The 14,378-nt window shown below is 72.8% G+C and carries 11 protein-coding genes; 3 read left to right on the top strand and 8 right to left on the bottom strand.

The features are described from left to right. Positions 1-46 precede the first annotated feature (46 nt). From dnaG to OG542_RS27760, 4 genes are all read right to left on the bottom strand, one after another. The gene (gene dnaG, locus OG542_RS27775) at positions 47-1,957 is read right to left on the bottom strand and encodes a DNA primase (protein ID WP_193477900.1); all 1,911 of its coding nucleotides are present in this window, start codon (positions 1,955-1,957) and stop codon (positions 47-49) included. A 38-nt stretch (positions 1,958-1,995) separates the two neighbouring features. Continuing rightward, complete coding sequence (locus OG542_RS27770) at positions 1,996-3,261, bottom strand: NAD(P)/FAD-dependent oxidoreductase (protein ID WP_328414237.1); 1,266 nt, start codon at positions 3,259-3,261, stop codon at positions 1,996-1,998. 134 nt (positions 3,262-3,395) lie between these two features. Continuing rightward, positions 3,396-4,673: a deoxyguanosinetriphosphate triphosphohydrolase gene (locus OG542_RS27765; RefSeq protein ID WP_328414235.1), complete on the bottom strand. Its 1,278-nt coding sequence runs from the start codon at positions 4,671-4,673 to the stop codon at positions 3,396-3,398. A gap of 117 nt (positions 4,674-4,790) precedes the next feature. After that, positions 4,791-5,561: a sirohydrochlorin chelatase gene (locus tag OG542_RS27760; protein WP_328414233.1), complete on the bottom strand. Its 771-nt coding sequence runs from the start codon at positions 5,559-5,561 to the stop codon at positions 4,791-4,793. A 212-nt stretch (positions 5,562-5,773) separates the two neighbouring features. Here OG542_RS27760 and OG542_RS27755 point away from each other — a divergent pair, with 212 nt between their 5' ends. Then, on the top strand, positions 5,774-6,460 hold the full coding sequence (locus OG542_RS27755) for a SanA/YdcF family protein (protein ID WP_311125554.1): 687 nt from the start codon (positions 5,774-5,776) through the stop codon (positions 6,458-6,460). A gap of 170 nt (positions 6,461-6,630) precedes the next feature. Further along, the gene (locus OG542_RS27750) at positions 6,631-6,939 is read left to right on the top strand and encodes a hypothetical protein (protein ID WP_328414230.1); all 309 of its coding nucleotides are present in this window, start codon (positions 6,631-6,633) and stop codon (positions 6,937-6,939) included. Positions 6,940-7,041: 102 nt separating this feature from the next. On the opposite strand, the gene OG542_RS27745 is transcribed toward OG542_RS27750, so the two are convergent. From OG542_RS27745 to OG542_RS27735, 3 genes are read right to left on the bottom strand one after another with little or no spacing between them, the layout of a single operon-like run. Continuing rightward, a complete protein-coding gene (locus OG542_RS27745) occupies positions 7,042-7,809 on the bottom strand; it encodes an enoyl-CoA hydratase-related protein (protein ID WP_328414228.1) in 768 nt (255 codons plus the stop codon). Positions 7,810-7,843: 34 nt separating this feature from the next. Beyond that, positions 7,844-9,100 (bottom strand): ferredoxin reductase domain-containing protein, encoded by a 1,257-nt coding sequence (locus tag OG542_RS27740; RefSeq protein WP_328414226.1) that lies wholly within the window; start codon positions 9,098-9,100, stop codon positions 7,844-7,846. Next, positions 9,097-10,635, bottom strand: a complete 1,539-nt coding sequence (locus OG542_RS27735) for an amino acid adenylation domain-containing protein (protein ID WP_328414225.1) — start codon at positions 10,633-10,635, stop codon at positions 9,097-9,099. Before OG542_RS27735 ends, OG542_RS27740 begins: the two co-directional genes overlap by 4 nt. Positions 10,636-11,052: 417 nt before the next feature. Here OG542_RS27735 and OG542_RS27730 point away from each other — a divergent pair, with 417 nt between their 5' ends. Then, positions 11,053-13,395 carry a molybdopterin oxidoreductase family protein gene (locus tag OG542_RS27730; RefSeq protein WP_328414223.1) on the top strand — a complete coding sequence of 781 codons (2,343 nt, stop codon included), beginning with the start codon at positions 11,053-11,055 and terminating at the stop codon, positions 13,393-13,395. An 11-nt stretch (positions 13,396-13,406) separates the two neighbouring features. Here OG542_RS27730 and OG542_RS27725 read toward each other — a convergent pair whose 3' ends face one another. Then, positions 13,407-14,375, bottom strand: coding sequence for a sugar kinase (locus OG542_RS27725; protein ID WP_328414221.1), 969 nt, complete (start codon positions 14,373-14,375; stop codon positions 13,407-13,409). Positions 14,376-14,378: the final 3 nt, after the last annotated feature.

Here is a 14,378-nt window from a genome sequence, read left to right as displayed (position 1 = left end):
GGCGTGCGATGACTTTTTGCGTCCGGGACGTCACCGGGTGGTGACGTCAGAGCGCGGCGGCGCCGTGTTCGCGCAGGGTCTGGTCGTACTGCTGGAGGACCCAGAGTTCGTTCTGTACGGCGGCCAGCTGGGCCGGGTCGCCTTGGGTGCCGAGGCGGGTGAGCTGGCCGGTGATGTCTCGGATGCGGCGTTCCACGGCGCGGCGGCGGACGGTGACCAGCTGGGCGCCGGCGTAGGGCTCGTCGACCGCTCTGCGGAGCATGATCGCCTCGACGGCCAGTTCTGTGACCATCGCGCGGACCGCGTCGTCGGGAGCGGCCTCGCGGACCTTGACCAGGTAGTCCTGGGGGTCCGCGACGCCCAGTTCGGCGCCGCCCGCGTCCTGGATGGCCAGGCGTACGGCGGCGTAGGGCGGGGCGGTGAACTCGTCGGCTCCGTAGGCGTCGAAGGCCGGGGAGACCAGTTCCGGGCGCTGGAGGGCGAGTTTGAGGAGTTCGCGTTCCGTGGCGTAGACGGGGTTGCGGAGGTTGAGGGCCGGGCCGCGGGGGGCGGCGGACGGCTGGGCGGAGGCGTACTGCTGTGACGCCTGGTGCCGGTCCGGGGCCGGGCCCTTGCCGCCGCGGTCGCGGGCCCAGCGGGCCAGCTGGGCCACGCGCTTGACCACGAACTGCGTGTCGAGGATGCCGAGCATGCCGGCGAGCTGGACGGCGACCTCGTGCTGGGCGCCGCTGTTCTTGATGCGGGCGACGATGGGGGCCGCCTCGTCCAGGGCGGCGGCGCGGCCCGCCGGGGTGTCGAGGTCGTAGCGGGCGACGATCTGGCGGAGGGCGAACTCGAAGAGCGGGGTGCGCGGTTCGACCAGGTCGGCCACGGCCTCGTCGCCCTTGGCGAGGCGCAGGTCGCAGGGGTCCATGCCGTCCGGGGCGATCGCGATGTACGTCTCGGCGGCGAACTTCTGGTCGTCCTCGAAGGCGCGCAGGGCCGCCTTCTGGCCGGCGGCGTCGCCGTCGAAGGTGAAGATGACGCGGGCCGAGCCGTTGTCCATGAGGAGACGGCGGAGGATCTTGATGTGGTCGCCGCCGAAGGCCGTGCCGCAGGTGGCGATGGCCGTGGTGACGCCGGCCAGGTGGCAGGCCATGACGTCCGTGTAGCCCTCGACCACCACCGCGCGGCTCGACTTCGCGATGTCCTTCTTCGCCAGGTCGATGCCGTAGAGGACCTGGGACTTCCGGTAGATCGCCGTGTCGGGTGTGTTGAGGTACTTGGGTCCGTTGTCCGCCTCGTAGAGCTTGCGGGCGCCGAAGCCGACGACCTCGCCGCCGATGTCGCGGATGGGCCACATCAGACGGCCGCGGAAGCGGTCGATGGGGCCGCGGCGGCCCTCCTGGGCAAGGCCGGAGAGGAGGATCTCCTTGTCGGTGAAGCCCTTGCCGCGCAGGAAGCGCGTGAGGTGGTCCCAGCCCTGCGGGCTGTAGCCGACGCCGAAGTGGACGGCGGCCGCCTGGTCGAAGCCGCGCTCGGCGAGGAAGACCCGGCCGGTGTCGGCCTCGGGGGACGTCGCGAGCTGTTCCGCGTACCACTCCGCCGCGATCTTGTGGGCCTCGACCAGGCGGATCCGTTCGCCGCGCTGGTGGGAGGGGTTGTATCCGCCCTCCTCGTAGCGCAGGGTGATGCCCGCCTGGCCTGCCAGGCGCTCGACCGCCTCCGAGAAGGAGAGGTGGTCGATCTTCATCACGAACGTGATGGTGTCGCCGCCCTCCTGGCAGCCGAAGCAGTGGAAAAACCCCTTGCTGGGGCTGACCTGGAAGGACGGCGACTTCTCGTCGTGGAACGGGCACAGACCCTTCAGGTTCCCGCCGCCCGCGTTGCGCAGCTGGAGGTACTCGGACACCACGGCGTCGATCGGGACCGCGTCCCGTACCGCCTTCACGTCCTCGTCGTTGATCCGTCCTGCCACGCGTGAATTCTACGGGGGCGGACCGACAGCCCTGACAGCTAGGAGACGAGGCTGTCCAGCGGCACGTGCGGGTCGGCCAGCGACTCCGTGTTCACCTGGGCCTTGGTGCGGATCAGGTGCTGGATCTTGTCTGTGACGTCCCACACGTTGACGTTCATCCCGGCCAGGACCCGGCCTTCCTTCACCCAGAAGGCGATGAACTCGCGCTTGCCCGCGTCCCCGCGGATCACCACCTGGTCGTAGGTGCCCGGGGGCGCCCAGCCGGAGTACTCCATGCCCAGGTCGTACTGGTCGCTGAAGAAGTAGGGCACGCGGTCGTACGTCACCTCGCGACCGAGCATGCAGCGGGCGGCCGCCGGTCCGCCGTTCAGCGCGTTGGCCCAGTGCTCCACGCGCAGGCTGGTCTCGAAGAGGGCGTGGTGGAAGGAGGCCACGTCGCCGGCCGCGTAGATGTCGGGGTCGGAGGTGCGCAGCCGCTCGTCGACGACGATGCCACCGCCGTGGGCACGGTCGGCGATCTCCAGGCCGGCCGCCTCCGCGAGGTGGGTGCGGGGGGCCGCGCCGATCGCGGCCAGGACGTCGTGCGCCGGGTGCTCCTCGCCGTCGTCGCTGCGGGCCGCGAGGACCATGCCGTCCTGGCCGACGATCTCGGTGAGCCGCCGGCCGAAGTGGAAGCGGACGCCGTGCTCGCGGTGCAGCTCGGCGAAGAGCCCGCCGAGCTCCGGGCCCAGAACGCCGTGCAGCGGGGTCGGCCCGTGCTCGACGACCGTGACCTCCGCGCCGTACTCGCGGGCCGCCGCCGCGACCTCCAGGCCGATCCAGCCGGCGCCCGCGATCACGAGGTGGCCGTTGTCGCGGCCGAGGTTGGTCAGGACGTGTTTGAGCCGCTCGGCGTGGGCGAGGCGGCGCAGATGGTGCACGCCCGCCAGGTCCGTGCCCGGGATGTCGAGGCGGCGGGGCTCGGCGCCGGTCGCCAGGAGCAGCTTGTCGTAGCGGACGACGGTGCCGTCCTCGCCGAAGCGGACGGTCTTCGCCGTGCGGTCGATCGCGTCGACGGTCTGGCCGAGGTGGAGCTCGATGTCGTTCGCCGCGTACCAGGCCGGCTCGTGCACGAAGACGCTGTCGCGTTCCTCCTTGCCCAGGAGGTAGCCCTTGGACAGGGGCGGGCGCTCGTAGGGGTGGTCACGCTCGTCGCAGATCAGTATCACGCGCCCGGTGAAACCCTCCGTGCGGAGCGTCTCGGCTGCCTTGGCGCCTGCCAGTCCGCCTCCGACGATGACGAATGTCTGATCCGCGTCGACCACTTGATGCCTCCTCGTAACGATGTCGCCACTTGCGAGCGTCCCGCACGGAGCGTGATGGGGGAAGAGGGAGTGACCCGATCAGGCCACGGAGGGTCACATTCGAGGGTGCTCAGGTCCCGAGCGTCGCGTCAGTCTCATGCCTGCCCCGTCAGACGGGCGTGAAGCGAACGGGCCGACGTGTCGGTGAGGGAGGCGATGTGGTCGACGATCACCCGCTTGCGCGCACGGTCGTCCGGCGCCTGGTCGAACAGGGCGCGGAACTGCGGGTCCAGACCGTCCGGGGCGCGGGCGGTGAGCGCCTCGGCCAGTTCGGCCACGACGATGCGCTGGTCAGCGCGCAGGCGTTCCTGCTCGGCGCGCTGCATGACGTAGAGGTCGGCGACGGCCTTGAGGACGGCGCACTCCATCCGGGCCCGGCGGGGCACGACCAGTTCGGCGGCGTACCGGGTGAGCCGTCCGGTGCCGTACGCGGCGCGGGTCGCGGTCTCGGCGGCCAGGCAGAAGCGGCCGATGAGCTGGCTGGTGGCGTCCTTCAGCCGGGCCTGGGCGACGGCGGTGCCGTCGTAGCCGTGCGGCCACCACTCCTGGGCGAGGAGCCCGTCCAGGGCCTCGGCGAGCTCGGCGGGATCGGTGTCGGACGGTACGTAGCGGCCGCGGGCGACCTCGAAGACGTCGTGGCGTTCGGGGTCGGCGTGCAGGCAGTTCGGGTCGATGTGGCCGGCGTGCAGGCCGTCCTCCACGTCGTGGACCGAGTAGGCCACGTCGTCGGACCAGTCCATGACCTGCGCCTCGAAGCAGGTGCGGGTGCCGGGGGCGTCCTTGCGGAGCCAGTCGAAGACGGGGCGGTCGTCCTCGTAGACACCGAATTTGGGTGATGCCGGGTCGGTGGGGTGGGCGCCTCGGGGCCAGGGGTACTTGGTGGCGGCGTCCAGGGCGGCGCGGGTGAGGTTGAGGCCGACGGAGCCCTCGGGGGTGAATCGTTTGGGCTCGATGCGGGTGAGGAGTCTGAGGGACTGGGCGTTGCCCTCGAAGCCGCCGCAGTCCGCGGCGAAGGCGTTGAGGGCCTGTTCGCCGTTGTGGCCGAAGGGCGGGTGGCCCAGGTCGTGGGAGAGGCAGGCGGCTTCCACGAGGTCCGGGTCGCAGCCGAGGGCCGCGCCGAGCTCTCGGCCGACCTGGGCGCATTCGAGGGAGTGGGTGAGGCGGGTGCGGGGGCTGGCGTCCCAGGCCGGGCCCATGGTGCCGGGCGTCACCACTTGGGTTTTGCCGGCGAGGCGGCGGAGGGCGGCGGAGTGCAGGACTCGGGCGCGGTCGCGTTGGAAGGCGGTGCGGCCGGGGCGTTTGTCTGGTTCCTGGGCCCAGCGGTCGACTGACGTCGGGTCGTAGGCCGGGGGGTGTTGTGCGGTGCCGTCCATGTGACGACAGTAAGCGCGTCTGCGTGTGCCGGGTTCTGATTTCGGGCGTGTGCGGGTGGAGTGTGGCTTGTCGCGCAGTTCCCCGTGCCCCTTAGGGCATAGCCCCACTGCCCCTTTTCAGGCCGAAGCCAGCTCCGGTACAGCGGGCGACGTCGTCAAGGCCTCGTCGTAGCGGTGGAGGAGGAGCTGGGCCATCGCCGGGTGGGTGCCGAGGGGGGATGCGGCGATCCAGGGGGCCGATTGGGTGGACTCCGTGGCGAAGCGGCCGGGGGCCGTGAAGTAGGAGGCCAGGGCTATGTGGCGGCGGCCCCTGGCGAGGAGGGTGCGGACGGCCGACTGGACCGTGGGGGTCGCGGCGGAGGCGTAGGCGGGGAGGACGGGGACGCCCAGGCGGGCCGCCAGGAGGTGGGCCGTGCGGGCGGTGTCCCTCTTCGCGTCCGGGTCGCGGGAGCCCGCCGCGGCGAGGACGACCGCGCTGCTGCTGCGGGGTGTGCGGCCCCAGCCGGCCTCCGTCAGGCGGGACTGGAGGGCGTCCACCAGGAGGGGGTGCGGGCCCAGAGGGGCCGCCACGTGGGTGCGGGCCCGGGCCGCCGCGGCCATCTCGGGGATGTCCCGCTTGACGTGGTAGCCGCGGCTGAGGAGGAGCGGGACCAGGACCGCTTCACTGTCCTCGAGGGCGGCGAGCGTGTCGGGGAGCAGGGGGGCGTTCAGTTCGATGTGCCCGAGGTGCACCGGCAGGCCGGGGCGCAGCGCGCGGACCCGGTCGAGGAGGGCGCGGACCGTGCTCAGCGCGCGCGGGTCGCGGCTGCCGTGCGCCACCACGACGAGGGCGGGCGGGACCGGGCGGCGGGCCGCGGTCGGCGGGACGAGGCTGAGCTGGCTGGGCATGTACCGATGGTCGCCGCAGCACGTTGCCTCCCCGTTGCGTGGGGGTCACAGGTGTTTTCCGGCGGTTCACCATGGGGGACACGGCGGGTGTGAGCGCCCTTGACCTGGGGATTCGGGGTCGCGCGTGAAGCTGGTCACCTTCCGTACGGTGAACCGGACGGGCTGATCGGACGTCCTCGAATGTCAGACCGACCTGGGGAAGGACCTGTCCGATGCGTGCTCCGAAGTTCCGCAGACCGAGGTTGCCGCGTACCCGCCGGGGGCAGCGGCGGCTGGTTCAGGCCGTGATGGCCGGGTGCGTGCTCGCGCTGCTTCCGGCGACCTGGATGTACGCGGTGGCGGGTGACCGGCTGCGTACGGCGGCGGACGTGCCGCGTACCGATGTGGCCGTGGTGTTCGGGGCGGGGCTGTGGGACGGGGAGCCCTCGCCGTACCTCGCGCACCGGCTGGACGCGGCGGCGGAGCTGTACCGGACGGGGCGGGTCGAGGTGGTGCTCGTCACCGGGGACAACAGCCGCGAGGACTACGACGAGCCGGACGCGATGCGCGGGTATCTGACGCGGCACGGGGTGCCCGACGGGCGGATCGTCAGCGACTACGCGGGGTTCGACACATGGGACTCCTGCGTGCGCGCGAAGAAGATCTTCGGTGTGGACGAGGCCGTGCTGATCAGCCAGGGCTTCCACATCCGGCGGGCGGTGGCGCTGTGCCAGGCGGCGGGGGTCGAGTCGTACGGGGTCGGGGTGGACGCGGTGCACGACGCGACCTGGTACTACGGCGGTGCCCGGGAGATCTTCGCCGCAGGGAAGGCGGCGCTGGACGCGGTGTTCCGGCCGGATCCCCGGTTCCTCGGGCCTCAAGAGCCGGGCGTGGAAAGGGCGTTGGCCACGGCCGAATAGCCTGTCGGATGAATCAGGACGTTCCGCCGGAGTGGGTTTGACGCGCACATTTCACCCCAGGGTATGAAATGCGGCTTGGGCGCTCTCCATGTTCACGCGGACACGCTTGGTGTCTTTTCCGTGCGGTGGCGGATCGGGCCGCCGCCGCGAACTGGGGGAAGGGACATCTGATGACTCGACTTCGCACCGCGCTGGTGATGGCCGCCGCGGGCGCGCTGCTGGCCGTGCCGGCCGCCATGGGGACCGCTTCGGCGGCGCCCGTGGCCGCCGCGGCGGTCAAGGCCCCGGAGCCGGGCTGCGCGAAGCTCGGCGCCTCCGGCCAGTGGTGGGCCGACATCCACAACGTGTGCGGGCACACCATCTCCGCCAGCGTGGAAGTCGACGGCTTCGACCCCTCGTGTATCCAGATCGGCCCCAGCGGGGTCGGGAGGATCGGTCTGGACGTGGGCGACGAGCCGTACTACGCGTACGAGTGCTGACCGGGGCCGTGCCCTGACCAGGCACAGCCCCTGAACGTGGCCGGGGACGGAAGCGCGGCCGGCGCGCTCCGCGTGTCCCGTCCCCGGCCCTTCCCGTAGCGGTCAGCTTCCGTGGAAGCGCGGCGTGCGCTTCCCCAGGAACGCCGCCATCCCCTCCTTCTGGTCGTCGGTCGCGAACAGGGCGTGGAACACCCGCCGTTCGAAGCGGATGCCGTCCCTGAGGCCCGTCTCCAAGGCGCGGTCGACGCACTCGCGGGCCGCCCTGACCGACGTACGGCCGTAGGAGGCGACGGCCGCCGCCGCTCCCAGGGCCTCGGCGAGGACCCGGTCGTCGGGGACCACACGGGAGACCAAGCCGCAGCGCTCGGCCTCCCGGGCGTCCATCGTGCGGCCGGTGAGCACCAGGTCCATGGCCTTGGCCCGGCCGACCAGGCGGGTCAGCCGCTGGGTGCCGCCGATGCCGGGTATCACGCCCAGCTTGATCTCCGGCTGGCCGAAGAGGGCCGACTCGCCCGCGACGACGAGGTCGCACATCATGGCCAGCTCACAACCGCCGCCGAGCGCGTAGCCGTTGACGGCGGCGATCTTCGGGGTGCGCAGGTCCGCGAAGTCCTCCCAGGCCGCGAAGTAGTCCTCGGACAGCATGTCGACGACCGACTTCGCCGCCATCTCCTTGATGTCCGCGCCTGCCGCGAAGACCTTCTCCGAGCCGGTGACGACGACGCAGCCCACGTCCGGGTCGTGGTCCAACGGGCCGAGCACCCCGAGGAGTTCGGCGAGCAGCTCCGAGCTGAGCGCGTTGAGGGCGTGCGGCCGGTGCAGGCGGACGGTCACCACACGGCCGTCCCGCTCGACCTTCAGGTTGTTCATCTTCCGTCTCCTTCAGGAGGGTTACGAGGCGGGCTCACGAGTCCCAGATCGCGCCGTACGCCGGAATGCCGCGCCGTTCCAGGCCGTGCACCACCTGCCAGGTCAGCCGCTTGTTGGAGATGCAGATGACGGCCTCCGCCCCGAAGTCGCGGTAGGCGTCGTGGGCGAGGCGCACCATGTCGGGCTTGCCGTGCCGGGAGGTGTCCCAGACCAGGGCGTGCGGCTGGACGGCGAGGATCTCGTCGACGAGGGCGTCGCCGTAGGTGGCCCGGGGGTCGCGGGTCGCCCAGACCAGGCGGGAGGGCACCTCGGCGGCGAGCAGATGGGGCAGGCAGGGGCCGATTCCGCTGCCGGTCGCCACATACACCACCTTCTTGAACAGGACCTCGATGTTGGCGACTCCGGCCGTGGTGATGCCCTTGACCCACACCCGCTCGGGCAGGTCGTCGATGAACGAGCCGGTCCAGTCCCCGGCGCGGGAGATGGTGAGCCGGAAGCCGGAGCGGCCGGGGGCGGGGACGTTGGCGAAGGAGTGCCACTCCTTGAGCGGGCTGCGGCTGATCGCCGTCGAGGAGCCGGCGAAGGGCGTCTCGCCGTAGTCGAAGCGGGCCAGTGCCACGTGCGGCGAGGGGCGTTCGGTGCGGACGTCCACCTTGCGCAGCCGCAGCCAGGGCAGGGCCACGCTGAACGTGACGACCGCGAGGACCGCGAGCGGGACCGGGCCCTGGCCGGAGAGCAGGGTGTGGGTCCAGAAGAGCGCGAGGGCGCTCCAGCCGCCGAAGCGGTGGATCTTCTCGAAGTGGTCGTGACGGCGGGAGCGGAAGGGCGGCAGGGCGGTGGCGATGATGAGCGCGAGGAGCGCCAGGAGGGCCCAGCCGACGGCCATGAGGGGGCCGTTCGGTGTCGTGATCGTCAGCGCCAGGAACCAGGCCGTTCCCGCCAGCGCCCCGCCCACGTGCAGTCCGCCGAAGTGGTACACCTTGCCGAGCGCCCAGCGGACCTTCAGCGGCCAGTGCGTCGGGGCCGAGGTCGCCAGCCGGAAAAAGAGGTTGATGACGTACTGCTGGCGTACGACGACGGCGAGGGCGAGGTTGGCGAGCGCGGCGTGCCCGAGGGTGGGGGCGGCCAGGGGCCAGGCGGCCCACAGGAACGCCGAGTTGGACAGCAGCACCAGGGCCGCCAGGCGGTTGTAGTGCATCAGGCGGGGGTGCTTGAGCAGACGGCGGGGTGCGGGGAGGAGCGGCGGGAGCTCGCCCGTGTCCTGGTGGGTGCGGGGCGGGGACGTGGTCATCGGGCCACCGCCAGGCGCTCCTCGATCATGCGCAGCAGCGCCTGTTTGTCGACCTTGCCGCGGTCGGTACCGGGGAGGTCGGCGAGCGGCAGGACCTGCTCGGGGACGCAGTAGTACGGCAGGGCGTCCGCGACCGCGCGGCGGGCCGCGTCCGGGTCGACGTCCGCCGGGCAGACGAAGGACACCAGGGTGCGGGCGTCGCGTTTGAGGGTGACGGCGCGGGTGCAGCCGGCGGCCTCCAGCACGGAGGAGACGGAGTCCAGCTCGACGCGGAAGCCGCGCACCTTGACCTGGTCGTCGGTGCGGCCGAGGTGTTCGAGCCGGCCGTCGGGGGTCCAGCGGCCGAGGTCGCGGGTGCGGAACATGCGGCGGCCGCCGCCGAGGAACGGGTCGGGGGCGTAGCGCTCGGCGTTGAGCGCGTCGTTGCCGAGGTAGCCCGCGGAGACGCAGTCGCCGCCCGCCCACATCTCGCCGGTCTCGCCGACGGGCAGGGGGCGGCGGTCGGCGTCGAGGACGTAGACCGTGTTGTTGGGGGTGGGGCGGCCGATGGTGAGCAGCGGGGCGTGCGGGTCGTGGCGGCTCATCGTGTTGACGATCGTGGTCTCGGTCGGGCCGCAGCAGTTGTGGAAGGCGGCCTGCCGGGCCCACCGGTCGGCCAGCGGACGCGGGCAGGGCTCCCCCGCGACGGCCACCGTGCGCACGCGCGGGCAGGCGGCGGGGTCGAGGCCGGACAGCACGGTCGGTGTCGCGATGATCACGTCCGCCGTGCGGGCCGCCGCGGCGATGTCCTTGCCGCGGATGACGAGGGTGCCGCCGTGCGTGAGGCAGCCGAGGATCTCCCAGGCGGCCATGTCGAAGGCGATGCTGAGGAGCTGGGCGACCCGGTCGCCGGGGCGGATGCCGAGGCCGCCCGGTTCGGTGAGCAGGAGGTTGGCGACGTTGCGGTGGGTGACCTTCACGCCGTTGGGGCGGCCGGTGGTGCCGGAGGTGAACAGGACGTAGCAGCCGTCGTCGCCGGTGACGCGCGGGCGCGGGGCCGGGGCGTGGGGCAGTGGCTCGTCGAGCGGAATCAGCAGGTCGTCGAGCGGGAGCAGCAGGTGGCCGGCCGGCAGCGGTACGCGGTGGGCGTGTTCGGCGACGGTGAGGACGACCCGGGTGCGGGCGGTGCGGATGACGTGGGTGAGCTGGGCCGGGGGCGCGAGGCCGATGTCCTGGGGGACGTAGGCTGCGCCGGCCTTCAGGATGCCGAGCAGGCCGACGAGCATCGGGATGGAGCGGCGGACGAAGAGGCCGACGTGGTCGCCGGGGCGTACGCCCTCGCGGATCAGGCGGGTGGCGAGGGCGTCGGCGTACCGGTCGAGCTCGCCGTAGGTCAGGCGGGCGCCCTGGTGTTCGGCGGCCACGGCGTGCGGGGTGGCGGCGGCGTGCCGGGCGACGGCGTGGTGCAGGAGCGGGTCGGGGACGGGGACGGTCGGGCCCCGGCCGAACTGGCGGAAGAGGTGCTGGTCATGGGGGCTCAAGTGGCGCAGAGGCATGATCGGGTGGCCTCCTGGCTGTTTCGAGTGTCGGATTGCCACCGGCGGCGGAGCCGCAGGTGGATGCAGCCGTGAGTGGCGGGCATGCCCGGGTGTCGAACGCCGTGCGGAGTCGTGCGAGCGCTGCGCGTAGCGAGAGCGTAGTGCGGCTGGTTCAACTCTCAACAAGGGAAGATCGGACAAGAAAGGAACGCAATGAGCCACATGTGGCGTTTTTCGTCACACAGGCAACGTCCGTGCCGGTCGGCGGCGACCTGAAGGCGGGCAGGCGTGTCCCTCACGCGGCCGGGCCGGTGTGCCTCACGCGGACGGGCCCGTGTGCCTCACGCGGCCCGGGCGGCGGCGGGGAGGTCCCCGTCCCGGCCGCGTAACAGGGAACCGTGCCGCGCGTAACACGGCCGAAGCACGCTGAACGGTATGCAGAACACCGCCACGCCCACGCACTGCCCGTACTGCGCCCTGCAGTGCGGGATGAACCTGACGCCCGCGCCGGACGGGACCGTCGAGGTGAGCGAGCGCGCGGACTTCCCGGTGAACCGGGGCGCGCTGTGCGGCAAGGGCCGTACGGCACCCGCGGTGCTGGCCTCCAACGTCCGTCTGACCTCGCCGCTGGTGCGCTCCGGGGGCGAGCTGGTGCCCGCCTCCTGGGACGAGGCGCTGGGCCGGATCGCCGCGGGACTGCGCCGTACGCGCGCGGAGCACGGGCCGGACGCGGTCGGGGTGTTCGGCGGGGGCGGTCTGACGAACGAGAAGGCGTACACGCTCGGCAAGTTCGCGCGGGTCGTGCTCGGCACGTCCCAGATCGACTACAACGGCCGTTTCTGCATGTCGTCGGCGGCCGCCGCCGGCATCAAGGCGTTCGGGCTCGACCGGGGCCTGCCGTTCCCGCTGGAGGACATCCCGAAGTCGGGCTGTGTGATCCTCGTCGGGTCGAATCTCGCGGAGACCATGCCGCCGTCGCTCCGCTTCTTCAACGAGCTGCGGGAGAACGGCGGCACGCTGATCGTGATCGACCCGCGCCGCACGAAGACCGCCGAGCAGGCGGACCTGCACCTGGCGCCCCGGCCGGGCACGGACCTGGCCCTGGCCCTGGGCCTGCTGCACCTGGTGATCGCCGAGGGGCGGGTGGACGCGGAGTACGTCCAGGAGCGCACGACGGGCTGGGAGGACGCGCGGGCCGCGGCGATGGCGCACTGGCCGGAGTACGTGGAGCGGATCACGGGGGTGTCCGTTCCCGAACTGCGGGAGACCGTACGGCTGTTCTGCGAGCCGGAGTCGGCGATGGTGCTCACGGCGCGCGGGCCCGAGCAGCAGTCCAAGGGCACCGACACGGTGGGCGCGTGGATCAACCTGTGCCTGGCGACCGGCCGGGCCGGCCGTCCGCTGTCCGGGTACGGCTGCCTGACCGGGCAGGGCAACGGGCAGGGCGGACGCGAACACGGGCAGAAGGCCGACCAGTTGCCGGGCTATCGCAAGCTCGACGATCCGGCGGCGCGGCGGCATGTCGCCGAGGTGTGGGGCGTGGACCCGGAGTCGCTGCCCGGCCCGGGGCGCAGTGCGTACGAGCTGCTGGACGCGCTGGGCACGGACATCAAGTCCCTGCTGCTGATGGCCTCCAACCCGGTGGTGTCGGCGCCGCGTGCCGCGCACATCGAGGAGCGCATCAGGTCGCTGGACTTCCTGGCCGTGTGTGACGTGGTGCTGTCGGAGACGGCGGCGCTCGCGGACGTGGTCCTGCCGGTCACGCAGTGGGCGGAGGAGACGGGTACGACGACGAACCTCGAGGGCAGGGTCCTGCTCCGCCGCCGGGCGATCACCCCGCCCGAGGGCATCCGCAGCGACCTGGAGGTCCTCCACGAGCTGGCGGCCCGCCTGGGCGTGGAGAAGGGCTTCCCGACCGACCCCGAGGAGGTCTTCGAGGAACTCCGCCGCGCGAGCGCGGGCGGCCCGGCGGACTACTCGGGGATCACGTACCGCAGGCTGGTTGAGGAGGACGGGGTGTTCTGGCCTTGCCCGGGGGGTGCGGAGGCCGTGGAGCCGGAGGGCGAGGTGCGGGTCGACGCCCCGGCATCGGCGACGGAGTCCGGGGATCCGGCCACTGACCCGGCGACGGCAACGGCAACGGCGCCGGGAAGCCCGGCGGGCGGCACGCCCGGCGCGACGGCGGGTAGCCCGGGCGCACCCGAACACGCAACGGCAGGCCCGGCCACACCCGAAGCCGCGGCAGGGGGCGCGGTCGCGCAACGGAGCGCGACCCGCCGCCCGACCGTCACGGGTGACACCACCGACGTGGCACACCCCGGCACCCCCCGCCTCTTCCTCGACCGGTTCGCCACCCCCGACGGACGTGCCCGGTTCGTTCCCGTCTCGCATCGTGCGGCCGCCGAGGAACCGGACGACGAGTACCCCGTGCTGCTGACCACCGGACGGGTCGTGGCGCAGTATCAGTCCGGGGCGCAGACGCGGCGCGTGGCGGAGCTGAACGCCGCCGCGCCCGGGCCGTTCGTGGAGTTGCATCCGCGGCTGGCGGCGCGGCTCGGGGCGGCCGAGGGGGATCCGGTCGCCGTCGTGTCGCGGCGGGGCCGGGCCGTGGCGCCGGCGAGGATCACGAACGCCATCCGCCCCGACACCGTCTTCATGCCCTTCCACTGGCCGGGCGAGGGCCGCGCCAACACCCTCACCAACCCCGCGCTCGACCCGACCTCCCGGATGCCGGAGTTCAAGGCCTGCGCGGTGCGGTTGGAGGCCGTGCGGCCCTGAGCACCCGAGTGCTAGCGCCGGGTCAGGGCCAGGGACTCGCTCAGGTCGGGGATGTCGTCCCGGCTGCGCAGCGCCGTCGCCGCCGTCAGGTGGCCCAGGCGCAGCCTGGACGGCTCGTCGAGATCCGCCAGGACACCGGACAGGTACCCGGCGGCGAAGGCGTCGCCCGCGCCGACCGGTTCGACCACCTCGACGGCCGGGGCGGGGGCGAAGGTGGCCTCGCCCGCCGCGTACGACGTGGCGCCGTGCTCGGCGTCCTTGACGACGACGAGCGGCGCGGGGGCGAGCAGGCTCGCGATGTCGTCGGGGTGGGCGGTGCCCCACAGGGCCTCTGCCTCGTCGCGCCCGACGAACACGAGGTCCGCGGCACGAGCCAGGTCCCGCAGCGCCGCCGCCGCGTCGGCGTTCCGCCCGCTCCACAGGGCGGGGCGGTGGTTGACGTCGAAGGAGACGATCGGCCGACGCCCCGCCGCGCCCCACGGGGTGCGGCGTACGACGATCTCCTCCAGCAGCCGGGCGCAACTGCCGGACAGCGCCGCTGTGATGCCCGACACGTGCACGATCCGCGGCCCTCGCAACTCGGGCGCGCCGGCCAGTTCCGGTCCCATGTGGGCGGCGGCCGATCCGCTCCGGTAGTACAGCGGCCGGGTGGCGTCCGGGCCTGGGTCCTTGAAGTACACGCCGGTCGGATGCGCGGGGTCGACGGCGACGGCGCCCACCTCGACACCCCGGGACGCGAGTTCGGCGCGGACGCGCCGCCCGAACGCGTCGTCGCCCACCCGGCTCAGCCAGGCCGCGCGATGCCCGAGCGCGGCCAGTCCGCAGGCCACGTTGGACTCGGCGCCGCCGACGGAGAGGCGGAGCGCGGCCTGGTCGGCCAGCGGCCGGTCGTCCGGCGGGCTGAGCACGGCCATGGTCTCGCCGAGACACACGACGTCCGCGGGCGGGTGCTCGGGGGATACGGCGGTCGAGTCGGGCACGGA

This window comes from Streptomyces violaceus (assembly GCF_036014075.1).
Lineage (GTDB): Bacteria > Actinomycetota > Actinomycetes > Streptomycetales > Streptomycetaceae > Streptomyces > Streptomyces violaceus.
Note: the sequence above shows the minus strand (reverse complement) of the source record. Positions and strands in the feature narration are given on the sequence as shown.